This is a genomic window from Sphingobacterium sp. DR205, from assembly GCF_011064245.1.
Lineage (GTDB): Bacteria > Bacteroidota > Bacteroidia > Sphingobacteriales > Sphingobacteriaceae > Sphingobacterium > Sphingobacterium athyrii.
The window spans coordinates 1,247,629-1,272,838 of record NZ_CP049333.1; the positions used below are offsets into that span (position 1 = coordinate 1,247,629).

General features: G+C 37.5%; 22 protein-coding genes and 1 tRNA gene. 12 read left to right on the forward strand and 11 right to left on the reverse strand.

Going from position 1 to position 25,210, the window contains the following annotated elements; all coding sequences use genetic code 11:
- Position 1: 1 nt before the first annotated feature.
- From pglX to G6053_RS05235, 5 genes are read left to right on the forward strand one after another with little or no spacing between them, the layout of a single operon-like run.
- Positions 2 to 3,409 carry a BREX-1 system adenine-specific DNA-methyltransferase PglX gene (pglX, locus tag G6053_RS05215; RefSeq protein WP_165305703.1) on the forward strand — a complete coding sequence of 1,136 codons (3,408 nt, stop codon included), beginning with the start codon at positions 2 to 4 and terminating at the stop codon, positions 3,407 to 3,409.
- Entirely contained in the window at positions 3,406 to 4,410 is a 1,005-nt protein-coding gene (locus tag G6053_RS05220) for a PDDEXK nuclease domain-containing protein (protein ID WP_165305704.1), read from the forward strand. Before pglX ends, G6053_RS05220 begins: the two co-directional genes overlap by 4 nt.
- A 32-nt stretch (positions 4,411 to 4,442) precedes the next feature.
- The gene (pglZ, locus tag G6053_RS05225; RefSeq protein ID WP_165305705.1) at positions 4,443 to 6,944 is read left to right on the forward strand and encodes a BREX-1 system phosphatase PglZ type A; all 2,502 of its coding nucleotides are present in this window, start codon (positions 4,443 to 4,445) and stop codon (positions 6,942 to 6,944) included.
- Positions 6,945 to 6,955: 11 nt separating this feature from the next.
- A complete protein-coding gene (gene brxL / locus G6053_RS05230) occupies positions 6,956 to 8,995 on the forward strand; it encodes a BREX system Lon protease-like protein BrxL (protein ID WP_165305706.1) in 2,040 nt (679 codons plus the stop codon).
- A 4-nt stretch (positions 8,996 to 8,999) separates the two neighbouring features.
- Positions 9,000 to 10,370, forward strand: coding sequence for a hypothetical protein (locus G6053_RS05235; RefSeq protein ID WP_165305707.1), 1,371 nt, complete (start codon positions 9,000 to 9,002; stop codon positions 10,368 to 10,370).
- A 121-nt stretch (positions 10,371 to 10,491) separates the two neighbouring features.
- Here the strand turns inward: G6053_RS05235 and G6053_RS05240 are convergent, their stop codons facing one another.
- Positions 10,492 to 10,908 carry a helix-turn-helix transcriptional regulator gene (locus G6053_RS05240; protein WP_165305708.1) on the reverse strand — a complete coding sequence of 139 codons (417 nt, stop codon included), beginning with the start codon at positions 10,906 to 10,908 and terminating at the stop codon, positions 10,492 to 10,494.
- A 167-nt stretch (positions 10,909 to 11,075) separates the two neighbouring features.
- Between G6053_RS05240 and G6053_RS05245 the strand changes: the two genes are divergently transcribed.
- From G6053_RS05245 to G6053_RS05260, 4 genes are read left to right on the forward strand one after another with little or no spacing between them, the layout of a single operon-like run.
- The gene (locus tag G6053_RS05245; protein ID WP_165305709.1) at positions 11,076 to 12,170 is read left to right on the forward strand and encodes a hypothetical protein; all 1,095 of its coding nucleotides are present in this window, start codon (positions 11,076 to 11,078) and stop codon (positions 12,168 to 12,170) included.
- 12 nt (positions 12,171 to 12,182) lie between these two features.
- Positions 12,183 to 12,818, forward strand: coding sequence for a DUF2807 domain-containing protein (locus tag G6053_RS05250; protein WP_165305710.1), 636 nt, complete (start codon positions 12,183 to 12,185; stop codon positions 12,816 to 12,818).
- Entirely contained in the window at positions 12,815 to 13,936 is a 1,122-nt protein-coding gene (locus G6053_RS05255) for a hypothetical protein (protein WP_165305711.1), read from the forward strand. Before G6053_RS05250 ends, G6053_RS05255 begins: the two co-directional genes overlap by 4 nt.
- Before the next feature lie 8 nt (positions 13,937 to 13,944).
- Entirely contained in the window at positions 13,945 to 15,675 is a 1,731-nt protein-coding gene (locus tag G6053_RS05260) for a HEPN domain-containing protein (protein WP_165305712.1), read from the forward strand.
- Positions 15,676 to 15,741: 66 nt separating this feature from the next.
- On the opposite strand, the gene G6053_RS05265 is transcribed toward G6053_RS05260, so the two are convergent.
- The 7 genes from G6053_RS05265 to G6053_RS05295 form a co-directional block, all read right to left on the reverse strand.
- Positions 15,742 to 16,407 carry an ATPase gene (locus G6053_RS05265; protein ID WP_165305713.1) on the reverse strand — a complete coding sequence of 222 codons (666 nt, stop codon included), beginning with the start codon at positions 16,405 to 16,407 and terminating at the stop codon, positions 15,742 to 15,744.
- On the reverse strand, positions 16,340 to 17,110 hold the full coding sequence (locus tag G6053_RS05270; protein ID WP_165305714.1) for a transcriptional regulator: 771 nt from the start codon (positions 17,108 to 17,110) through the stop codon (positions 16,340 to 16,342). Before G6053_RS05270 ends, G6053_RS05265 begins: the two co-directional genes overlap by 68 nt.
- A 26-nt stretch (positions 17,111 to 17,136) precedes the next feature.
- Positions 17,137 to 17,409: a helix-turn-helix domain-containing protein gene (locus tag G6053_RS05275; protein ID WP_130139960.1), complete on the reverse strand. Its 273-nt coding sequence runs from the start codon at positions 17,407 to 17,409 to the stop codon at positions 17,137 to 17,139.
- A gap of 80 nt (positions 17,410 to 17,489) precedes the next feature.
- The gene (locus G6053_RS05280; RefSeq protein ID WP_165305715.1) at positions 17,490 to 18,350 is read right to left on the reverse strand and encodes an RteC domain-containing protein; all 861 of its coding nucleotides are present in this window, start codon (positions 18,348 to 18,350) and stop codon (positions 17,490 to 17,492) included.
- Between the two features lie 82 nt (positions 18,351 to 18,432).
- A complete protein-coding gene (locus tag G6053_RS05285) occupies positions 18,433 to 19,686 on the reverse strand; it encodes a site-specific integrase (RefSeq protein ID WP_165305716.1) in 1,254 nt (417 codons plus the stop codon).
- 252 nt (positions 19,687 to 19,938) lie between these two features.
- Positions 19,939 to 20,023, reverse strand: a tRNA-Ser gene (locus G6053_RS05290).
- 93 nt (positions 20,024 to 20,116) lie between these two features.
- Positions 20,117 to 21,001, reverse strand: coding sequence for a bestrophin family ion channel (locus tag G6053_RS05295; protein WP_108637001.1), 885 nt, complete (start codon positions 20,999 to 21,001; stop codon positions 20,117 to 20,119).
- Between the two features lie 67 nt (positions 21,002 to 21,068).
- Between G6053_RS05295 and G6053_RS05300 the strand changes: the two genes are divergently transcribed.
- Genes G6053_RS05300 through trxA form a run of 3 tightly spaced genes read left to right on the forward strand, consistent with a single transcriptional unit; the run spans position 21,069 to position 22,953 of the window.
- Complete coding sequence (locus tag G6053_RS05300) at positions 21,069 to 21,917, forward strand: glycoside hydrolase family 25 protein (protein WP_108637000.1); 849 nt, start codon at positions 21,069 to 21,071, stop codon at positions 21,915 to 21,917.
- Between the two features lie 8 nt (positions 21,918 to 21,925).
- Positions 21,926 to 22,654 carry a rhodanese-like domain-containing protein gene (locus tag G6053_RS05305; RefSeq protein WP_108636999.1) on the forward strand — a complete coding sequence of 243 codons (729 nt, stop codon included), beginning with the start codon at positions 21,926 to 21,928 and terminating at the stop codon, positions 22,652 to 22,654.
- A gap of 2 nt (positions 22,655 to 22,656) precedes the next feature.
- Positions 22,657 to 22,953, forward strand: a complete 297-nt coding sequence (gene trxA, locus G6053_RS05310) for a thioredoxin (protein WP_108636998.1) — start codon at positions 22,657 to 22,659, stop codon at positions 22,951 to 22,953.
- Positions 22,954 to 23,054: 101 nt separating this feature from the next.
- On the opposite strand, the gene G6053_RS05315 is transcribed toward trxA, so the two are convergent.
- The 3 genes from G6053_RS05315 to mqnC all read right to left on the reverse strand — a co-directional run bounded on the left by G6053_RS05315 (position 23,055) and on the right by mqnC (position 25,058).
- Positions 23,055 to 23,210 carry a hypothetical protein gene (locus tag G6053_RS05315; RefSeq protein ID WP_165305717.1) on the reverse strand — a complete coding sequence of 52 codons (156 nt, stop codon included), beginning with the start codon at positions 23,208 to 23,210 and terminating at the stop codon, positions 23,055 to 23,057.
- Positions 23,211 to 23,363: 153 nt separating this feature from the next.
- On the reverse strand, positions 23,364 to 23,924 hold the full coding sequence (scpB, locus tag G6053_RS05320; protein ID WP_108636997.1) for an SMC-Scp complex subunit ScpB: 561 nt from the start codon (positions 23,922 to 23,924) through the stop codon (positions 23,364 to 23,366).
- Positions 23,925 to 23,933: 9 nt separating this feature from the next.
- Positions 23,934 to 25,058, reverse strand: a complete 1,125-nt coding sequence (mqnC, locus tag G6053_RS05325) for a cyclic dehypoxanthinyl futalosine synthase (RefSeq protein WP_108636996.1) — start codon at positions 25,056 to 25,058, stop codon at positions 23,934 to 23,936.
- Positions 25,059 to 25,210: the final 152 nt, after the last annotated feature.

The window sequence follows — 25,210 nt, forward strand, 5'->3', positions numbered from 1 at the left end:
CATGAATACAGTACAATTAAAGCGTTTTGCGCAAGAGGCTAGGAAGAAGCTAACGATTCTGATTGGTGGACGTGTGGAAGCTGTTTTAACACAAGATACGTCCACACTACGTGGACAAGCTAGCACCATCAATGAATTGAATCAAGAAATAGCAGAGATAGGTAAAGAAGCCTTAATTGAGAAGGTGGCATATACCTGGTTCAATCGTTTGGTCGCTTTGCGCTTTATGGATGCTAACGGATTTCAACCCTTAGGTGTAAATGTTTTATCTCCTACTATAGGTAAGGATGGAAATATTCCTCAAATTTTAAATGATATCCATGCAGGTCATTTTCCCGAAGACCTTAAAGTTGATCGTCAATATATTAATGATGTATTAAATGGTGTTATTAGCTCTAATAACCCAGATAATACGATGTACCGCCATGTATTGATCGCAGTATGTAATGATTTGCATCGTATATTTCCATTTTTATTTGAGGCTATTGATGATTATACAGAATTGTTATTGCCCGATGATTTAACCACTCAATTTTCGATTGTTTCGGACGTGGTCAATGGTATGTCCGACGAAGACTGCAAAGAAGTGGAAATTATCGGTTGGTTGTACCAATTTTATGTGTCTGAGTTGAATGCAGATTTAATTTCTTCTAAAAAAGTTTATAAAAAAGATGAATTAGCACCAGCTTCCCAATTATTTACTCCTAAGTGGATTGTCGAATATATGGTGGATAATACTTTGGGACAATTGTTAATAGAGCAATTTTCGCAATCTAAGATAACCGAAGGTTTAGACTACTACATAAAACCTGATTATGTCGATAAAATACCAAAACGAGCGTCTAAAAAATTAGAAGAAATAAAATTTTTCGAACCATGTGTGGGATCAGCACATATTCTATCGTATGCCTTTGACGTATTTTATAAAATCTATGAAGAACAAGGGTATTCTAATACTGAAATACCAGAATTAATCATTAAAAATAATTTATTTGGAGTAGATATTGATCCTAGGGCAGCTCAAATGGCTGCTATGGTGTTGATGATGAAAGGTCGTCAAAAATATAGACGTTTCTTCAGGTCAGTTGAGAGGAATAATATTAAACCTAATATTTATTTCTATCAAGATTTTGAAGGTGATCCAAAATTTAAAAATGCAACTGCATTTGGTTCTTTGATTCAGGTAACCGAACAAGAAGTAAAATCATTTGCTGTAGAAGAAGGAACATTATTTTCTGAACAGCAAATAAAACTAAAGGAATTGTATGAACTTCTTGGAAGACAATATGATGTGGTAGTAACTAATCCACCCTATATTTCGTCTTCACGGATGGAAGCCTCATTAAAACAATATGTTGAAAAAACATGGCCTGAAACAAAATCTGATCTTTTTGCAACTTTTATTTTACGTTGCTTAGAGTTATGTAAAAAAGATGGCTTTACGGGTTATATGACCCCTTTTGTTTGGATGTTTATTTCTTCATATGAAAAATTGAGGAATATTTTAATTGATGAACATCTTATTCATTCTTTAATACAATTAGAATATTCAGGTTTTGATGGAGCCACTGTGCCAATTTGTACTTTCACTCTGCGTAATCAATATATTGAGCAAGCCAAAGGATCATACATTAGATTATCAGATTTTAAAGGAGCGGCTGCACAAGCTCCAAAAACGTTAGAAGCGATCCAAAATCCAAATTGCAGCTGGTTTTATACTGCGTTTCAAAATGATTTTGAGAAAATACCTGGTCATAATATTGGATATTGGTCTTCTAAAAGTGATATAAACACATTTGCAAGTAATAAGTTGTTAAATAATTATGCTGATCCTCGGCAAGGTCTCGCAACTGGGAATAATGAACGGTTTCTGAGATTTATCTGGGAAGTTGATTTAGTAAATAATAAATGGGTATTATGCTCTAAGGGAGGACCTTTTAGAAAATGGTTCGGTAATATTGATTTAGTTTTAGATTGGGAGAATGATGGCTATGAGTTAAAAAACTATAAGTTACCTAATGGAAAGCTTCGATCAGTATTGAGGAATCAAAAATATTACTTTTGTGAAAATGGTATGACTTGGTCTACAATATCGTCCAGTAAAGCTTCATTTAGATATTTTGATAAAAATTGGCTGTTTGAATCAAAAGGTTCTGTATGCTTTCCAAAAGATCAAAGAACATTTTATAAGCTTTTTGCCTATTTAAATTCGAATTTAGTGAATCACTTCTTAAAAGTTTTATCGCCAACTTTAGATTTTCATGAAGGGCCGATTGGAACCTTGCCATTTGATTGTCATGTTTTAATTAGCGAAAATGTTGTATTAGAAAATATCAATATATCAAAAAAGGAATGGAATTCTAGAGAAAGTTCATGGGATTTTTTGCAAAATGAGCTAGTTCGCTTTAATAGTCAAAATATAGAGTCTGCCATTGAGTCTTACAAAGATTATTGGCGAGAAGAATTCTTTACCTTACATCAAAACGAAGAAGAATTAAATTGTGAGCTTCTTAATAGTTATGGTCTACAAGACGAATTGACACCTAATGTTCCATTTGAAGAAATTACTATTCTAAAAGAGGAGGTGAAAATTGTCGATAATGAATTGGTTTTTCAAGAAGATGAATTAATATCTCAGTTGATTTCATACGCCATTGGATGTGTATTTGGTCGATATTCTTTGGATAAAGAAGGGCTAATTCTTGCTAATCAAGGAGAAACAATCGCGGATTATTTAAGTAAGGTCGAAAAGGCAGTCGATCAATTGCAATTTGTGCCTAATGCTGATAATGTGATTCCTTTATTGGAGGAAGAATGGTTTGACGATGATATTGTAAATCGTGTGAAAGCATTTATCCGCGCTGTGTGGGGTGAAGAAACCTATGGAAATAATATGCAATATATAGAAGATGTATTGGGTAAGGATCTTCGGAAGTATTTGATTAAGGATTTTTATAAAGACCATTTAAAGCGGTATAAAAAGCGTCCTATCTATTGGCAGTTTTCATCGCCGAAGGGACATTTTAATGTACTTATCTATATGCACCGCTATACGCAGGATACACTTAATCATATTTTGAACTCTTATTTACGCCCTTTTATGGAGAAGGTACGTAATGATATTACGCGTCAACAAGATATTATAGTGACTGGGTCGGCATCTGAACAAGGTAAAGCACACAAGCGCCAAGATAAATTGCGAGATATATTGCGAGATTGTGAAGTGTATGAGCATGATATTTTGTATCCTTTGGCTGGCGAACGTATCAGCATAGATCTGAATGATGGTGTATTGGTCAATTATAATAAGTTTGGGCATGCCATAGCCTCAGTAGCTGGGCTAAATGATGTCAAAACAAAAAATAAAGTAAAGGGATTTGATTGGATAGATACAAGTACGATTAGATGAAACAGGTAGATAAAACTTACAAAAAGCTGATCGAAGATATTGGTGTTACGCTTCAAGAGAAACGTGAAAATGCTGCTATTGCTGTAAATCGCGAGTTGGTTGCTGCCAATTGGGAGATCGGCCGGCATATTGTTGAATTTGAACAACATGGGAAAGAGAAGGCTGAATACGGTAGTTCGCTACTTACAAATCTTTCTAAAGATCTAAAATTGGCCTATGGCAAGGGTTTCGGCAAGAGTAATCTTTATCTATGTCGGCAGTTTTATCTTCAATATCCAATTTTCCAGACAGTGTCCGGAAAATTGAGTTGGAGCCATTATGCGGAGTTGCTAACTGTTTCTGACGATCTTTCTCGAGCCTTTTATGAAAAGCAAACAATAGCCGAAAATTGGGGCGCACGGGAAATGAAACGGCAAATAAATGCTTCATTATTCGAAAGGCTAGCATTAAGTAAAGATAAAGAACAAGTTTTGGCTCTGTCTGAGAAGGGGCAGCTTATAGAAGAGGCTAGCGATATCATCAAGGATCCTTACATTTTTGAATTTCTTGGATTGCCGGAAGAGCAACTGGTTAAAGAGCGACAGTTGGAAACTAAGCTTATCGACAACTTACAGCAGTTTTTATTAGAGCTTGGCAAAGGTTTCTCTTTTGTAGCTCGTCAATATAAGATCACTGTGGATAACCAGCATTTTTATATTGATTTAGTGTTTTATCATCGGATACTCAAATGTTTTGTCTTGATCGATTTGAAAACACAGAAGGTGAAGCATCAAGATATTGGGCAAATGAATCTGTATTTGAATTATTTTAAAGAAGAAGAAAATACGGAAGGAGATCGTGAGCCTATCGGAATAATCATTGCAAAAGATAAGCATGAGTTTCTCGTAAAATATGCAACAGGCGGGTTGTCTTCTAAAATATTCGTGTCAAAATATCAGCTCTACCTACCCGATCAGAAGCAGTTGGAAAATAAAGTAAAGCAAATACTTGGTGATGATTAACCTAAGTGTTGATTTTACGTTTTATAAAGAGAATGAAAATAGAAAAGAGTTTAAAAAAATTATATAATAAACATCGTATCATCGTGTGGTATGATCCGGAACAATCTTTTACAGAAGAGCTTGTGGATTTTGCTATGTCCAACATTTCGGTGATCAAAATATCTAATGATGAATTAGCCGTTAAATATCGCATACTGCATCAAGAACCTAAGCAAAAGTTTTTGTTATATATGCCCTATGCTAGACCAGCTGATGAAGATAATTGGTTGCTGGATATCGAATTGTCACAGCATATCTTTCAGACCAATCAAGAAGTCATGTTACTTCAAGAATTGGAACTACCATTAGCGCAGCAGAACTGGATTAAAAGAAATCAGTCATTCTTTCGTAGTAAGGAAAGAACCGCAAAATTTAAACAATTAGTAGTACCATCTGATAGCGATGTCGTATTGAATAATAAGTTGATCCAAGTTTTGTTTGGTTCTAATTCAAGTGATATCGATGATTTGTTGCGTGATTACACACAAGCTTTTGTCGAAGAAAGTGTCAAGGAATATGATAGTAGTCTGCTAAAATATGATTTAAGCGATCATTTTTGGAAGCAGATTATGAATTATTATGGTATTGATAATCCGTCGCAGCAATTATATGATTTTTTGCTACAGCTATTTAAATATAGTTTTAAACCATTATGCGGTGAATCTCAAGTGTTGAATTCAGCTAAGGTTGCACTCTCTCGGTGGAAAGATCTGCGATCTTTTCATAACACCTATGATGCTCTTTCCCAGCGAATAAATGACGATTTGCAAATTCGCCAATTATTAGATTCCTTGGTGTTGGAAGATTTGCTGGAGGATGATTTATTCGAAAGCATAGAGAAATGGATTATAAAGGACTTGGTTCAAAAAGCTGTAGAACGTACATATAATACCGCTCGAATCCAGGAAGTTATTAAGAAACGATTGTCCAAACATTGGTTTGAGAAATATAAACACTATTATTCTGCCATTGAAAAAGCTGTATCAGTGATCGATCTTGTCGAAGAAATAGACTTAAAAGGCATTGATACATTAGCCGACGGTTTTAATCTATATACTCAAGCTTATTATAAAGTTGATCAGCTTTATAGGCAGTTTATCGAATTATTACGGCAGGTTGAACATGCAAGTGTGCTACAATCATTATATATCGAAATTGAAAGGTTATACACGAATAAATGGTTGTTAGAGCTGTCAGAGCTATGGCAGTATACCATTGAGAAAGAAAAGGATTGGTATCTTGGCGATAAGAGCCAATTTAATTTTTATCAAAAAGATGTTAAACGAAAGTACTTGGATCATAATCGTAAGGTATTTGTGATTATATCAGATGCCTTGCGTTATGAAATTGGGCAAGAATTGCACGATGCCATCAATCAGCGCAACCGCTTTAAATCAGTTTTAGATTATCAAGTTACCGGACTACCTTCCTATACGCAATTGGGTATGGCCAGCTTATTACCACATAAACGACTGTCATTTGGTGATGGAGATGATATCTATATTGATGGATTGGCAACAAAAGGTTTGGTTCCACGGAAGAAAATCCTAACTGATATTGGGAAAGTAAGTGCAACTACTATTAGTGCAGAAGAGCTGGCTTCGTATAAAGTGAAATCTGAAGAAGCTAAGGCTTTAGTCCAAAACCATGATGTTGTCTATGTGTATCATAATATCATTGATAAGATGGGTGATGACAAGGTGACAGAAGAAAAAGTATTTGATGCTGGTAGAGATGAAATTGAACATTTGTTAAAGTTGATTCAACGTATAACCAGTTTTAACATTTCCCATATCTTGATCACTGCAGATCATGGTTTTATTTATCAGCATGATTCTATAGACGAATCTGATTTTATAGATGCACAGATTTCTGGAACAATTAGTAAAAGCAATAGGCGATTTGTTATCGGACATGACTTAAGCTATAATAATACGGTATTAAAGTTTGATGCCTGCAATGTGGGTATTCACTCTAATGCAACTGTATTGATTCCGAAGGGTATGAATCGACTGCGGAGACAAGGAGCTGGAAGTCGGTTTGTCCACGGTGGAGCATCTTTACAAGAGACTGTTGTACCTTTATTATATGTGTCTAAACTGCGAGAAGATACTTTGACCCAGGTGTCGGTGGATATTATTAATAAAAGTAATAATCGAATAACGACTAATATCCATCCAATAAAATTTTATCAGGCTGAAGCTATATCCTCTCGTTTGGTAGGTCGTCAATTGAAGGCTTACTTTGGTATCGAAGAAAATGGGAAAACACAGGTTATTAGCGATGTATTTCAGCATATTTTTGATTCTGAAATGTCTCGAGCAGAGGATAGAGAGGTTTCTTACACCTTTAAGTTTTCTACGACTATCCAGCGACATCAGAATGTATGGTTGTTTGTCGAAGAACAAATAGCGGAGTCGACACAGTGGAAACCTTATAATCAATATAAGTTCACATTGTCGTTGGGTATGATGAATGATTTTGATGATTTTTAATTTCCTAGATTATGAAAAATTTGGATCAAAAGATTAATGCTGTTTTTGGAGGAAAGGTCGTTCGTAAAGATTTAACTCAAAAAATTAAAGGTAATGCTATAGTACCAAACTATGTGCTAGAGTATTTACTTGGTCAATACTGTGCAACAGATAATGAAGAGACAATTCAGGCTGGTATTGAGACAGTCAAAAATATTATAGGTCAACATTTTGTTCATAGGGACGAGTCCGAGTCTATTAAGTCAAAGATCCGAGAAAAAGGTACTCATCGTGTTATTGACAAAATTTCGGTCAAACTTAATGATAAAGCAGACCGTTATGAGGCAAGGTTTAGCAATCTAGGATTGGTGAATATCCCGATCAATGATGATTTTGTTCAGAAAAACCCGAAGTTGCTTTCTGAAGGTGTATGGTCATTGATCAATATGGCTTATATGGCTGTTGAGGAGCGGAATACGACACCTTGGATTATTGAAAATGTAAAGCCTATCCAGATATCGATGGTTGATGTCGGAGAATACAAGGACCTGAGAAAAGATTTTAGTATGGAGGAATGGATAGACCTGCTGATGCAGTCCATAGGGTTGAATCCGGAAGAATTTTCACTTCGATCAAAACTGATCCAACTATGTCGTTTGATTCCTTTCACAGAGAATAATTATAATTTGATTGAGTTGGGTCCCAAAGGAACTGGGAAATCACATATATTTTCTGAGCTGTCGCCTCATGGTATTTTAATTTCTGGAGGAGAAGTATCAAAGGCTAAGTTATTTGTAAATAATTCTAATGGTAATATTGGATTGGTCGGGTATTGGGACGTAATCGCTTATGATGAATTTGCTGGGAAAACTAAAAAAGTAGACCGCGGCTTAGTAGATATTATGAAGAACTACATGGCCAACAAGTCTTTTTCTAGAGGAACGGATGTGTATCAAGCAGAGGCGTCTATGGTCTTTGTGGGTAATACGGATCATTCTGTTTCGTACATGATCAAGCATTCTCATTTATTTGATGCACTCCCTAAGGATTACCATGATACGGCCTTTTTGGATCGTATTCATGCATATTTACCAGGATGGGAAGTTTCAAAATTGCGGAATGAACTTTTTACTGAGGATTATGGTTTTATTGTGGACTACTTAGCTGAGGTGTTGAAAGCTTTGCGTAAGGAAGATCATAGTAAATTGTACCAAAAGTATTTTACGCTCTCCTCGTCGATAACTACTCGGGATAAAACGGCTATTGAAAAAACTTTTTCGGGATTGGTAAAGATTATCTTTCCAGATCTTCATTTATCAAAGGAAGATGCTAAGCTTCTATTGGATTTCGCTATCGAATCGCGAAAAAGAGTAAAGAATCAGCTCATTATAATGGACGAGACTTTCAATGATGATCCTGTTTATTTTGAGTACGTTTCTATGGATGGAAATAAGTTTGAAGTCCAAACATTGGAGGAGATAGAATATGGGGTTCCTAAAGATATAATTCATGACGATGACTCGGATTCGAAGTTGAGTGCTAATATTGAAGTGAATTATGAAGAGCAACGCGTTGATTCTACTAAAATATCACCTAAGCTGGCAGGACGGACTGTGAATGTTCGCGAGAACCAATCGAATATCAGTTATGACAAGTTGTTTGGTGAATATTTAGTTGGGGCTAAAAGTATTGAAATTGTCGATCCTTATATCCGTATGCCTTATCAGGTACGTAATCTCATGGAGCTTGTGCGCTTGGTTTTGTCTAAGCGTGTGTCTGATGAGACAACCAAAATTCATTTGAAGACATTTAATACGGACGATAAAATTCCGGAGATGATTGATACGTTCGATGATTTGAAAGAGTCCTTAGAGTCTATGGATGTTGATTTTACGTATGAATTTGATGATAATATCCACGATCGTAGTATAAGTCTCGATACAGGATGGGTTATTGCCTTGGGCCGTGGATTGGATATATGGCAGCGTACCGGAGGTATGTTGGATTTTTCTGAATATTTTCAACAGAAAAGAATCTGTAAGGAGTTTACGATGTATGTTGTAGAGAAATAAAGAAATGGAGATTTTATCAATATGTATACCGTTGGTGATTGCTATTTTTGCAATGGCATTTCCTCTAGCAATCAATGAGATTGGAAGTATAAACTCGAAATATAATTCCGAAAGAATTGTAGAGATTTTTAGGAAAGAATTTGAATGGAAGTGGTTTAATAATCTGTTGTATATTTCCTTGATTCTAATAGCTATTTACACTTGTGGAAGAGCTTTTGGATTTTCGATAAGATGGATGCATGTACTCATTTGGACGATTTTTATATCTACTTTATTGCTGTCACTGTTCTTGATCTTATTCGTGAAAAAGGTATTTATCTATAAAAGCGATATTCTGTTGAGAGATTATCTGCTTCATCTTGATAAAGGTAAATATAAGTTTAAAGAAGAGTTGTTAGAACTGTATATTTATTTTATCCGAAAAGATAAAATAGTAACTGATGAAGAGCTATGGATGTATTTTTCGAAATATTATCATCAATTGAGAAGTGAAACCTCAAGTTCTACAAATTCTTTGGAGTTTTCTAGAGATGATTATGAGATTGTTTGGAAGTTACACAGAGAGGTGATGGAGTCGGATCAAAATCAAACAGTTTTATTGCAATACAATGCTTCTGCTGGTGAGTGGCTCATAGGTAGGCATGAATACTATAGCCGGATCTCTGAAGATACTTTTAGAACTATTTGGAATAACCTAAACAATGCTATCGTTAATAACAAAAGCTATATAGCTGTTAAGTTTTTTACGATAGTATACGACTATTTTGAACATATACCTGAAATTTCACCACAAGTTGATGATGATGGAAGTATCAGCAATAAGGATATAATAGATAGACGGTTAAGCGAAAGGCAAGATATCATTGACTTCATAACGGTACTGGGTGGTCTCCTATATTTTAATAGTAAGCTTAGAGATATAGGCACTATTTTTTATTATACACAATCACAGCCCCCAAATTATAAAGCTTTTTTACCTGCTACAATCCGGCAATGCTTACAGTTATATTGTAAATTGTGGGGTAATGAACAGGGTAGATATTCGCTTATTGATGTAGACTATCCGTTTCCAGCTCTAGTTGGGATAGGCGAGTCTGGGAAAGTTTTAGGTAATACCTTCAAGTTCATTATCTTGGAGTACATTAGATTATTTACACTGCATTCCTATTTCCATGGTTACGATCCATTGGATTTCACTGGCTTAAATGAAAACGACATAGACAGCTTTAATAGATTTAAAAGCTGGTTTAGAGAACGACTAGTTGAGTTTTTAGATGATAGACAATTACTTAAAGCTACATTTGGCGACCGAGAATTTACTCAAGATCCTCTTGCATTTTTCGATCGTATCGATCATCATTATCAAACTACTTAAACATTCTCATCGAAAAGCTTTTGATGTGATTTATATAATTAATTCAAACATGTCGTTTATGTGTGACATGTTTGAATTATTGATTAGTTCGTTGGAAAAATATGGGAGTGTTTTAACAACATTACTCCTTCCCCTTCAGCAACCTCTCCAAATACTCCACCTTAGATTTTTCCGCGTCTAAAAGACGCTCGTAAAGTTTTTTGTTTTCTTCTTGAGCTTCCATGAGTTTGTCAAGTGGATTGAAGGTGCAGCCAGTTGCATAAATAGCCCCATTATTAGAACTGCTGTCGTGAAAGCTGTTAAAGAAGTTGAACACAGCCTCTTCGCTAAAATTCTCAATAGCTTCCGGAGTAACCCCTAATATTTCTGCTACCTGTGCCAATAGGTCTGCTTCAATAGCAGCACTTTTCTCTATATTGGAAACCGTCTGTTGACTAACTCCCAATTCAATGGCTAAAGCTTCTTGCTTCATTCCCCGCAGTTCACGGATGCGGCTGATTTTTCTTCCTATATGGTTTGTTGTGTTGGCTGTACTCATATTCCAAAGTTAGCAAATATTCAACGTTCAAGATACGAAATATCCAGAAATGGTACAAAACAAGGATAGCGTTGTATTACACAAGGGTTGTTGGTTTTATACAAGCTGGTTTGGTTGGGTACGTGAATGATGGTGTGTTCATTTGTATAAACCAAAATCGTATAGTTATGTTTAGAACTACTTTTTTATCCTACGAACCTTCCTTTTTGTCTAAAAAAGAAATTCAGGATCCATTTATTGTGCTAAAAAAAACTTATAAGCACCTTCCTAATTGTGAACCGATTATAGATGATTGCTGGGACTTATGGACTATAGCATTTAGAGAAAACTACTGGATGAATTACGTATCTCCTAGAGCACTCTATGAAAAATGTTTGAAAATACTGCGCCTGCTGGATGCAGGTTGGCTTATTTCTAAGATAAGGCCTGCTAGTATAAGTAAGGGGGATGTTATCATCAAAGGCTTTAATCCGAAAAGTGAAAAAATAATAGAAAACGACTTTGGGGAAGTGGCAAAAGCTTATAAAACCATCCATAATTCGTATAGCCAAAGTACCCGATTTGACCTAGGATTTGATTTATACAACGCGTTCTATCAAGGACTGATGCCTACCAGCATAAATTTTCAAGACCTTTTGGAAGAATCAGTTTATTCTAGTTTTAAAGAAATCACTTCGCTGATCTCAGCGTTGTTTACGGTATATCGCTCCGAGATTGGTACTAAAAGAACAAGTAAGGATAAAGTTTCTTTAAACTTATACACGAAGTATGCATTGGATCTCGACATTCCGCAATTCAGCTATTACGACAGTATAGACGATATGTTTGAGGCATTTAACAAACAACAATTCTTTTCCATTATAAAGTATTTAGCTAGCACATCTTGCTGCAATTCTTTCTGGAAGAATAATGGTAATCCAGCTAATGTGCTGTATTACGTGGAAGAACTTCAGTTTATTATGGAAATAATGTGGAGCTATCTGAAGGATAAAGGCAACAAAATTGAAAAGTATAAATGGGAGATTCCAGAAGATGAAATAAAGGAGACTAAGTTCGTTCCTCAAGCAGCGATTGAAAACCCGCTAATGTACCTAACGGAAGAATTTACGAAAAAGGATTTGTCACATAGGAGAAATGATTTGCACAATTGGAGGTTAGCTACATTAGATAACAAGTGGTATAATGCAGATTCTCACAAAGAGATTGAACAATTTCTTTACTGTGTTGTAGAGGTTGCTAACTTATTAAAATATAAATCTTAAGATGCATAAATTATGAACGAATTCAATAATATAGTTGTACAGACGCGCTGTAAGATTACACTATTACACGGCGACCAATCGTCTTTCTCCATCGACGAAAATGGAGAAAAAGCGAATTGGGTAAATGTATCTATCCTCGACGATCAATTAGTCATCTACACCAAGCCCGATTATTACGGTTACCTGTTGCTACACGATTATTATCCGCAGATAACGATCACCTATAAAATCTTGACAGGATTGCAGATGCTGGATAAATGCTTTGTTAGATCGTCAGAGAAACTTACCCTACAAAAAATGGGGATAATCGTAAGAGAAGGAAATCTAGATATAACCGTAGACGCTTTTTCTCTCGACTGTACCGTAATAAAAAATGCCTATGCAAAATTGTCCGGTAGAACAATTTTCTCGCGTGTCTTGGCGCATCAGCGAAGTGTTTATGATGGATCGGAACTGGAAGCATCGGAAGGTAATGTGCATGTCAATGACGAGGCTAAGGCGTCTATATGGTTCGAAGAAGAGCTAGAGTTGGGATTGTTCGGACGTAGTAAAATTGATTATCATGGAACCCCTAGTATGAAAATAATACAGGTAGATGAACAATGCACACTGAAAAATATTAGTAACCCTAAAACATGCCAGCAATGAACCATATCATTTACGGTGACAACAGGATTTCCTATCTAACTAAAGAAGAAATATTAAATCCGTTTTTAATTCTCAACATTTTCAACGGCAAAGCTTCGGATGATGATATACAGGAAGTATGCTGGAATATTTTTTCATCGGCGATAAGACCAGCATATTGGATGAAATTTGAAAGCCCTTTGTACTTATACGAATGCTTTAAACAAATTTTAAGACTGATAGAGGCCGGTTATTTGATCATGCAAATCAGACCCAATTATGTCCAAAAAGTTAAGTTCGGATCTAGTGGCCTAAACCCGAGGATCCGAGGGGACGATGAATTTACGGAGGCTTTAATTGAAAGCCGGCAAGAAGCTTTTAAGTTGCTCACAAAAGTCAATTCGCAGAATGGATTTTACCGTATAAAACTCGATCTGTATGACTTACTATTTGAAGGTCTGGAACCCGATTGCGTTGATTACTATTCATCGCTTCATGAGTTTATCTATGACACCTATCAGGATATCAGTAAAATAATTAGATCGCTGTTTGTCCTATCTTCAAGTGACACAGAAAGGTACATATCCGAGTGCGACATGAAAATTTTAGAACAATACGTGGGATTTGGAATAGATACGGATTCAAGTACCTTCGGCTATTCAGACACTATTTACGATATTTTTGAAAACGAGCGTGCAAAGGATCTGATTAGTATAGCCGATCAAGCAAGAATCCTAATAGGTGAAAGTAATTACTGGCAAACTCACCACAACCCGGGAAATGTTCTTTATTACTTCCATGAATTTCTATTTATTATAGAATCTTTTCATGAATATATAACGGATACACCGGGAATGTCTGAATTGGCAAAGATGCGGTGGCAGATCCCTGCGGACAGACTAGAGACGATTCACAATCTTTCCGAAAAGCAGATGAAACGACCATTCAAATACGTACTAAAGGCGTTTCGCGAAAAACCGTTAAGCAAGTGGCGTTCTATTTTAGAGGACTGGAAACTAGCGGTTTTAAGCAATCATAGTGATTCAAAAATTCTGAATGAAGCAAGTGAGACTCATGAATTTATTGTAAAGCTGATTGAAATTGCCACTATACTTGAATACCAACCTGATTTTAACTGAATACGATCATGATAGAACTGACTAATAAAAACGATCAAAATGATTTAAGGGATATTATTTTGACACTGACTTCGAAGTATAAGGTTGACTACCTTTTCCTTCTGGAGCCCCTTTCTTCAGAGAAAGAAGAGAGTTTATATGAAATTGTTACCCTTTTGTCGAACAAAGAAACTCGATCGATAGGAGAAATTGATCCACAGATCACTGTTGATCTGCGAAAATACAAAAGATTTCATCACGTAACATTTGTCTCCGCATCGGTAAAGGAGAAATTGGTACAGGGAAATATATTCTTGTTCCATTCATGTCATCCGAGCAGAACTCTTTTTAAGAATCCATCGTGTTCGTTTCAGCTTTATCCGGAGGAATTTACCGCTGAGAAGAATGCCGTCGAGTTACAGCGTTTCTTTGATAGAGAAAACTTCAAGATTACCGAGTTTAGGGATGGATTTGATTTCTACCGGGAAAAGGGGAACCTTTCTATGGCGGCCTTCATGTTACACCAAGTGTTTGAACTCCGATACAGGTGCATGGAAATCCTAACCTTGGGAAAAGAAAAGGCGAGCCATAATATCAGAAGCCATCACCGGTATCTAGGAAAGACAACGGGTATGTTAAATACGGTATTCTCTGAGATCAATGATAATGATGACCGTCTGCTATCCCTACTGAACGAGACCTATTGTGCAGTCCGTTATGAAGATGATTTTGAAATATCGGAAGAAGATATCAATACGTTGGAGATAAAAATGAACGCTCTATTAGGGGTTACTGAAAAACTTTTTCATGAATGTTTAGCAAGCTTCAAATCTGAATATATCTATAATATTGAGACAGAAAATGTTGCTGTGCTAGAGGCAAGTATTCAGTTGAAGGAATTTCCGGAATATCCTTATCTAAAAGACATTCTCGAGAAAATCCTGTCTTTTTCGGACATTAAAGAAATCTACTTGATTTCTTTTTATGAACAGCAGTACAGACAGGACAATATGGAGCTTATTGGTGCGAACAAAAGATTCGTAGACTATACAATATTACTTGTGAGCGAGACGGATATCAGAGAAGAGATATCACAACTACAAAACAGTCTGAACGGATCCCCATATTACTTTGTGCATTTATTGGGCCATAGTAAACTGGAAATTGAGGTGGATTTAAAGAAAAATAAATGGTTCTTTCAGCATGCGTTACAAAAAGCAATACTGCTCTTTAAAGACGGGAGTGGAATAAAATGGCCAACCATAAATAACATTGAACGTGTCAGCAACAAAAAGAAACTTGAGAAAATATGGCGGAACTGGGAAGAAAGATTTGAGCGGGCAGATGGTTTTCTTGAAAGCGCCAATACAATTGGGTGTGTGGAGAATATATGTAGCAAAACCTTGATGTATAATCTGGCATTAGAGCAGATCTTCCTAGGTTTGCTAGAATATTTTTACGATTACACACCCCAAAAAATTGCGCTTAAGAGTATTTTTCCCATCGTTGCTGGGATATGGGAATTTCCCCGTGAAATATTCCCGAACAACACTTCTGAAGAAAAAAAACGATGGAAGATGCTGACGGGTATTTTAACAGATATGCGAGTTAAGACCAATATTGATTTAGAGTGGAGTGAACTAAGCCTGATATCAGAAAGATGCATCATCTGCAAGAAAGAGGCAAATAGGCTGGTTCAAGAACATTACGAAGCATTAAAAACAAAGCTTTCTGAGCAGGTTATTGAACTAGCCGATTAGAATTAGAAAGTTAAGCTATTGGGCATGGATAATATTGTAATTAGAGATTTATTCCATGCCCAATATTCATTTCCGCTTATCCTTCACCTCCTTATCAAAACCGATCAGATTCACCATTTCCCGAAGACGTGAACGCAGGCGATTGCCGTAGGTCTGTTCGAGTTCAGTTGCGGAGAGATTGGTAGTAATATGCGTGACCAGTTTCTTTGAAACAAAAAGATCGTATCGTGACAGTAGAATCTCGGCCAAGACATTGCATTCGTTACCAAAGTACTTGATATTGTTTTCCGTACCGAGATCATCAAAGCAGAAGTTTTTGTAATCAGTGTTGTACAGCTTACCACGGCTGTAACGGTGAATAACCTCATAGCCGTCTTGAATAAACTCAAATGTAACATCCCGTGTACTCTTCATGATATAACGGTTTGAATTCCCGTTCAGATAACGCATCAAGTTCATCAGTGTGGTTTTGCCACAGCCAATAGGTCCGGTCAGCATAATGCCTTTGTCCAGATCTACTTTATGCCTTTTACATAATTCTTCGTCGCGGAGAAAATAAGCAGCCAGTTGAAGCAATATGCTTTGATCATCCGTATATAAGGCGAACCGACTTCCATACAATTCCTTACCCTTCTGATCAATAAACTGGAAAACCTTACCGTAATCATAGTGGCTCGAAATAATTCTTTCGGGTACTGGTGTGGAGCTGTTGCGCACGGTTTGACTTTCCATAATTTGCAGATTTGGTGAAATTGATACTGTTACTGATCCAATTCTTGGCCGACGCCTTCCAGTCCTTCATCGGACTCTTACCACCAACGAGCCAGCCATTGGCCGTATAGTGATTCATGAACCGGTGGGCTTCCTGGACAGTGGATTGATTGGCCGAGAAAAATCCTTCTACTTGTTCCGGAAGCGGTGGAATGGTTTTTTCTTTTTGCGCGGAACCTTTTTCTTTTTTCGGAAACAGCAGCACATCTTGATTTGAACTCGCTGTTTTTTTATTTTCTCCTCTCTTTTGATCTATCGATAGATCACTAGTATTATCCATGATAATACTAGTACTATATAGTTTATTATATGGCTCGTTTATTGGTCTTGTGGACAGGATTTGAACAGGTTCAGCATTTGGTAGGCTCCGAGGCGGCTGTTCTGGAAAAAAAGTAATCGTACTTCCTTTGTACGGATTGTAAGACGGACGATAATCTATATATCCCTGCTTATGCAGATAAGCCATTGCCTTGTGATAGGTCGCTTTGGAGTTGATCTTTCCAAGACGCATAGCGTCGTCCCGGATGATCTGTATCTGTTTGGCAAAGCGTGCTTGGTTCCATAGCTGGAAGAGAGCCATAAAAAGGCTGAGGTGCGTGGCGGAAAAATCCGCGTCAGCCTGCGCCTTATTGAAAAAGTGTGTCAGTTGCTTGATGTAGTTCATGCTTATAAAATTTGATGTGATGGACATTAATTGTGTTTGTTGCCACCTTCCTCCAGCAACTTTTCAATTTCTGCAAGAGAGTAGTAAATGGTGTTCCCGAACTTCTTAAACGGAATAGTTCCGTTGATGCGGTAGTTTTGCAGGGTACCTGGTGATATCTGCAGCATCTTTGCCACTTCTCTGGTCTTTAACCATTTCTTTGGTTGGTGCATTTTGCTGGATAAGAGTGTTTGGAGTTCGCTGAGCAACTCATACTTAAACCTCATGAGATCTTCTTTGGTAATAATTTCTACTGCCATGATACTTATAGATTGGTGAGCAGTAAAATTCCATATTAAACAAGACTATTTTTCACAACTTGTTAACAAGTTGTGAAAAATTATTCCATAAACAATTCATTGTCAGTTTCTTTAATTCGCTTGATTAGATTCTCTTTGAGGTTATCCAGGAGTTTGGTTTTGTTAATCTTGCGCGCCCGGATATCATAGAACACGCGGTTATATTGACCAAGCTCCACATTAAAAACCTGCTGGAAGTACTCGGCAATCTCCTTGATATCCGCTTTGCCATTATTAAATGTTCCTGATGCATGCAGCGCATAGATCAGTTCGATCAGATCGGTTTTGGATATGGTCCATTTTAATACGGGAGCTGGCAGGACTGCTTGTGGTTTATTTTTGCTTCCCGAAGCATAGCCTTTGATCTTTTTCTTCAGGTAGTGCCGCAACATTTCAAATGCTTCCACCTTAGCGAATATATGCACAGTAGGTGTATTGTTACGTCTATCGATGTCGAGGATAAAAGATCCTGCCGGCACAAATAGGTCGTGGTCGATCCGTCGAAAAAACTGATTGTCTAACTGGCTTAGGTTGGCTTTGTAATAGTTATAGAAAAACTGCTGTTTTCGTAGTTTCTTTTTGATTTTATAGAGTGTGTTGAGATAATATTGCTTTAGCTTTTTCTTACGCAATGGAGGCTTTTTCAGTTCGATTTTTTGTACTAGCGTGTAGTATTGGATCAATGCCAATAAATGGCATTTGATATTCTTGAAATAGAATATCTCTTCATCAGGAGTAATGCTTTTGTCCTGCTCGAATCTATCTTTCACGACCTGTAGCCGATCAGAAATATACCTAACCGACAATTCGGTGATTTTAGAATAATCATGCGCATTCGTTTGTTCGATGTCTGCAACATAATGTTTGATTTCTTCGTTGATCGTTAGTAGAGTTTTATGCATAGTTTGGTTTTGAATGGTGATCTATATCTGAATAAGATATAAAAGATATTCGCTCGTTCTGTTATCAAAAGAGCTCTGATGGCTATCCAATTTTCTTGTCCGAGTGGGTTTGTTTCATCCCACCTTGTAGTATTGTCTTAAGATTTTGCATATCGTTTGCTACTTTTCGATCAGTGATTTTTGCATAATGCTGTGTGGTACGGATACTTTTGTGTCCAAGCATTTTAGATACAGTTTCAATGGGTACTCCATTGGAAAGGGTGACCGTTGTGGCAAATGTATGGCGTGCACAATGGTAGGTGAGTTCTTTTTTAATTCCACAGAGATCGGCTATCTCTTTGAGGTAGGCATTCATTTTCTGATTGCTGAGTATCGGAATTAGGGTGTTTTCATTACCGCTTTTTGGGTGATCTGTATATTTGTTAATAATATATTGAGCGGTATCTAATAGGGGTATTTTAGAAGGACTATCGGTTTTTTGCCGGTGTGTGCTAATCCATAATTGACCATCGATCCCCTTTACCAGATTGGCTTCGGTGAGTTGCTTAACGTCAATATAGGCTAGGCCGGTATAACAGGAGAAGAGGAAAATATCTCTGACGAGTTCTAATCGTTCAATGCTAAATGTTTTGTCCATCAGTTTTTGTAATTCATCCTGTGTGAGTACTTCGCGTTCGACTTCCTGTAGTTTGATTTTATAATGTAGGAAAGGATCTTGGCCTATCCAGCCATTGGCAATACAGATGCGGATTATTTTCTTGAAGTTTTTGATGTACTTAACTGTGGTATTATTGCTACAATTTCTTACGGTGCGTAAATAGAAATCATAATCGGCAATAAAGGTGTGATTAATCTTATGGATTGCAATATCTTGGACGCCAAATTGATGCTGTATAAAGTCTTGGGTATGCTTGAGTGATACTTCATAGCGTTCGTGTGTGCCTGCAGAATACTCTACACCGATGAGGGATTTTACTCTTTTGTTGTGGTCCTGGAATATGGGAATCAATGTCCTTTCCTTTTCTGACTTCTTTCCGAGGTAGGCACTCATGAATTTTTCTAATGTGATTGGCTCTTCCTGATACTCGAGTATGATCTGGGTTTGGTTGACTTTGCTTTTAATGGTTTCAAGGTAGCTGTTTATTGTATGGGCTTCTTCGCTGCTGCCTTTCATTTTTATCATTTTTGGATCCCATTGCTTGGGGTTAATGAATTTCTTGGTAGAAAATTCGGTTCTTTGGCCTTCTACGGTGATGCGTACATACAAGGGATGCAGACCTGCAGCATTGGCTTTTGCTGCTCGGGCATAGATGTGGAGGGTAAGATTTGCTTTCATGGTGGTGGTACTTTATTTCATTATTCAATTTATTCCTTACTCTCGTTGCTGTCAAGATGTTCATATGATAGCAAGGTGGTTATTGGTGCAAACCTGTACATTTGAGCGAGACCCTAGAATACTAATTTTTAGGGTCTCGCTGGGGTCTCGCACGAAATAGGAAATCTGAAATATGCTGGAAGGCTTATAAAAGCAAAAACCCTATAAATACTGCTATTTATAGGGTTTTGATATTAAATGTTTTACTCGATGCGGAGAGTGAGGGATTCGAACCCCCGAACCTGTGACAGTTAACGGTTTTCAAGACCGCCGCATTCGACCACTCTGCCAACTCTCCGCGACAAAAGTAGAAATTCTGTATAGATTTGCAAAACTTATTTTTGTAATGATGTCTTATGGTTTGAAAATGAGCTAGATTATTTTCAAAACGCTACGCCAGAATAATCTCGTGGCAGTGTTTTTTAATATTAGCCGCGATTTTGTCAATCGGTAGGTCGTCCTGGTCTATACCAAAAGGCTCCTCGATGGACTCCCCGATTAATTCCAGTGAAGCGAGTACATATAGGATGAACGGAACGGCAACAACGACAAAGTATCCGATCGAGAAAACGTAGCCTACAGGTAATGTCATCGTATAGAAGATAATGAACTTCTTGATAAATGCACTGTAGGCTAAGGGGATCGGTGTATTTTTAATCCGCTCACATGCGCCACAGACGTTGGTCATAGACACAATCTCCTCGTTGAGTATGATCAATTGGTCTCCGCTGACTATACGCTCCTTATAGAGCTGGTTTATCTTTTGAAAAATCATATTGGAAACCTGATTTGGACCATGCTTTTTGCTATCCAATGATTTAAGCTCAGGATGTTCATTTTCATCCAGCATAAACTTGGTATAGTCAGACCGTAAAAAGTCATATAGGGTCTCAGCAAAAAGCGGGATACTTTTTCGGAAGAAGCTGCGATTGACCTTGTCTTCTTCATCAAGAATCGCGTTAAGCTTATAGGCAAAAGCCCGGCTGACATTGGTTAATGTACCCCATTGTTTGCGCGCCTCCCACCAACGGTCATAAGCCGAGTTGGTCCTAAAGACCAACAATAAGGAGATAACGAAACCTAAAAGATTATGGACGATAGTGATATTCTTGACCCAGCTCCTTTCGCTCAATTTGAGGTATTCCAATTCGAGGTAAGCAATACCCCAAGAATAGATAGCGATAAAAATAAGAAAGGGAAACAGCTTTTTGAAGGTGTCTGATTTATGCAATTTGAAAGTTGCTGACAGCCAGTCTTTAGGATTGTATACGATCATATACAAAAATATAAATTGTTACGAAAATTTTGCGAGTTAATTGTGATTCCCGTAACTTCATCATCGTATGGCGCAACAGCAAACAAAACGAACAAAAACTGGCAGGAAGCAGCAGCAGTCTCGAGAGACCAGATGGATCTGGGTGATGGCAGGGATGCTTATGTTTCTCTTATGTCTTGTTGCATGGCACTATAAAGCTGGAATCATGTATTACTTCCGCGTGGCGACATCAAAAAATAAAGCGTTAACGAAGGATGCTAAATATGATATCCGTAATATCGAAATCATGAGTAAGCATGATGATAAAGTGTTTGGTATTGATGTTTCGACTTATCAGGAAGATATAGATTGGCAGAAAGTGAATACGATCAACGATCAATTTCCAATAGATTTCGTATTTATCCGTGCGACAATGGGGGAGAAGGGGATAGACGATAAATTTAGCCGGAATTGGTCCAAAATACAAAATCGTGCAATCCTAAGGGGAGCATATCATTACTTTCGACCAAATGAAAATTCGGTAAAGCAAGCCAAAAATTTCATCCGTAAGGTAAAGCTTCATCCGGGGGACCTTCCGCCAGTACTGGATATCGAGGAACATCCGAAGCGACAGTCCATGGATAGCCTTAAAGTAGGTTTGAAACGTTGGCTCGAAGAGGTGGAAGTGCATTATAAAGTCAAGCCCATCCTGTATTCCGGAGATAAATTCTATAGTGATTTTTTAGAGAAAGAATTCGCGAACTATACCCTATGGATCGCGAACTATAATTTTTGGATCGAAAACCCAAAAGAGCATTGGGCATTTTGGCAATTTTCGGAAAAAGGAACAGTAACCGGTATCCGTGGAAATGTCGATCTGAATATTTACAACGGAAAAATAACGGAATTGGAAAAATTGCTTATTCCCTTTAAATAGTAAATAAGATGAACAAAGTTTTAATAACCACGATTATATGGGGTATCTTGACATGCAGTAGTGTCCTGCCCGCTCAAACAAAATCACATCTGGGACAGGAAGTGCCCCAATCTACTGTAACAGGCTTACCCGTACTTTCCCTGAAGCAATTTAAAAAATTACGCGCTCAGGGTGATGTGGTTGTATTGGACACGCGATCTGCTGATGAGTTCTTAAAAGGATTTATTCCGGGAGCGATCACCATTGGTTTTAAAGGTCCTTTTGATACCTTTTTGGCAGAAGTCATTCCGAATAGAAATCAGAAGCTTTTGCTTGTGATTGAGCAGGAGGATCATACGGCAGTGGGGGAACGTCTGGTGCAATTGGGGTATACTGCGGCGATTGGTGTATTGGACGGTGGCATGGAGCGCTGGAAAGAGCGAGAAACGGTAGATTCGGTTGTTAACCTAACAGCACAGAAATTTGGAGAAAGATCAGATCCAGGTCATATTGTTGACGTACGGACGGAGAAAGAATTTGATAAAGGACATATTGACAATGCAATGAACATTCCGTTGTCGGATTTCGCTAATTTTGGTAACACGCTGAAAAAAGATGGCACACAGTTGTATGTGCATTGTCAGTCAGGCTATCGCAGTGCGGTCGCCGTGTCTATCTTGCGTGCAAAGGGATTTAAAAATGTGTGCAATATTCAGGGTGGATATAAGGCATTGAAAGATGAAATAAAGGAGAATTAATAATGGCAACTTTTGACCAGATTATTCAATCAAATTCGCTGGTTTTAGTGGATTTTTTTGCGACATGGTGCGGTCCATGCCAGACGATGGCGCCGGTATTACAGGATGTGAAGGAATTTTATCAGGAAGATCTTTCCATCATAAAGATTGATGTGGATAAAAATCCGAAAATCGCTTCCATTTATAAAGTAAGTGGTGTGCCTACATTTATCTTATTTAAAAATGGTCAACAAGTGTGGCGCCAAAGCGGGATGATCCCAAAAATGGAATTGCATAAGCTGATAGACCAAGCGAAGTAAATCGGTGGGCTAAAAAAATAAGGCGTTCAATCAAATTGAACGCCTTATTTTTTTTAAATGATTCTCTGGTTTTAATAGGTAGTGTTATATCGCACTAAATATTAAAATTCATCATCATCATCGAAGTCATCCAATCCTTCAATTTCAGGGATTTCGAAATCATCGTTATCGAAATCATCTTCATCGTCATCAGGTCCATTGAAAGATGCGAATTTTACTTCTTCAAGATCTTCGGTAGCTAATATTGCCGTGTTCATAAAATAATACTTTATTGTTTCTTATTCAATGTTGTAAAATTAGAGAAGAAAACTATTTTTTAAAACTTTTTTTAAAAAAAATATTGGTATTTATTTTTCTGTTAATCAGTATGTTGGATTGTTTTTTGAAAATAAAAATTTATTTTATTTTATTTACTCATTTGTTTCGCCAATTGCGTTGTCTTCTGTGACGATATCTTTTAGCTGCGGAAGATCGCGAACGCCATTGATTCCGAAATGATCCATAAACTGTTGGCTGGTCGCATACAACAATGGTTTACCAATTGTATCGGCTTTTCCGGCTATTTTGATCAGTTTCTTTTCTAAAAGTCTCTGGATAGAATAGTCGCAGCTGACCCCTCTGATCTGTTCGATCTCAAGCTTTGTAATCGGCTGTCTGTAGGCGATGATGGCAAGTGTTTCAAGTGCCGACTGACTGAGCTTACGTTTGTTGTTGTGATTTTGCAATTGCTGTATTGCCTCATGATAAACTGCTTTGGTCAAAAACTGATAAGCATTATTGATATACCGTAATTCCAGCACATGCTCTTCATCTCTATATTTATCTTCGATCTTTTTAATCAATTCACGCAGTTCCTCTCTGGATACTTCAATGGCAAGCGCCTCCTGCAAGATCTGTTTGATATCCGCAAGATCTATTCCTTCCGCAGAAGCAAAAATAATTGCTTCAATATTTCTGATAACGTCTTTCAATGTCGGGTATTAATAGTTAATGACTTGCTCGACCATGTGAGCAGGTAGTTCTCTAAAATCATATTTTTGTGTTCTCAGCTGTGGGGCAAAGCCTGCTTCCAAAATCGCTTCCTGTATAGATTTAGAAGTGAATCGATGGGGAGCACCGGCTGCCGAAACAACATTTTCTTCAATCATGATGGATCCAAAATCGTTGGCTCCGGCATGCAGGCACAACTGCGCTGTACGTTTTCCAACTGTAAGCCAAGATGCTTGAATATTTTTAATATTGGGCAGCATAATTCTGCTCAAGGCAATCATACGGATATACTCTTCTCCCGTCACATCATTAGTAATGCCGCGTAGTCTTTTCAGTAACGTACCGTCATCTTGGAAAGGCCATGGAATAAAAGCAATAAAGCCATACGAATCCTGCGGTTTTTCATCTTGTACTTCTCTGATCCAGACCAAATGCTCGAATCGTTCTTCGATGGTTTCGATATGGCCAAACATCATTGTGGCAGAAGTAGGCAAATTGATCTTATGCGCGGCACGCATCACATCAAGCCATTCTTTGCCACCACATTTTCCTTTTGATATCAAACGCCGGACACGGTCATTGAGGATTTCTGCTCCGGCTCCGGGCAACGAATCTAACCCCGCCTCTTTCAGCTGCGTCAATACGTCGATATGACTCATATGCTCTAACTTGGAAATATGTGCGATTTCGGGCGGACCGAGTGAATGTAGTTTTAAGTTAGGGTAAAGCTCCTTTAATTGCCTATATAAATTTTTGTAAAATTCAATACCCAAATCAGGATGGTGACCGCCTTGTAACAGGAGTTGATCTCCGCCATATTTAAAGGTCTCTTCAATCTTCTGTTTGTAGCTCTCAATATCGGTGATGTAACTGTCTTCGTGGCCCGGACGACGGAAGAAATTGCAAAATTTGCAATTTGCAACACAGACGTTGGTCGTATTGACATTCCTGTCGATCTGCCAGGTTACCTTGCCGTGTGGTACTTGTATCTTACGCAATTCATTGGCTACGAAAGTCAAATCAGCTGTCGGTGCATTTTGATATAAAAAAACACCTTCTTCCTTGGAAAGGAACTCAAATCGGAGCGCCCGTTCTAATAAACTACTTACATTCATCAGAACAAATATAAGTACCTTTTAGCGTATTTAAATGTATTTGGCGAATATTTGACATTCAGGCTTGATATAAGGAGAAACCTGATCAAAGAAAACCCATGAGTCGTCTTTTGTAACAAAAGTATAGCGGTAAGACTTAGTGTATTAATTAC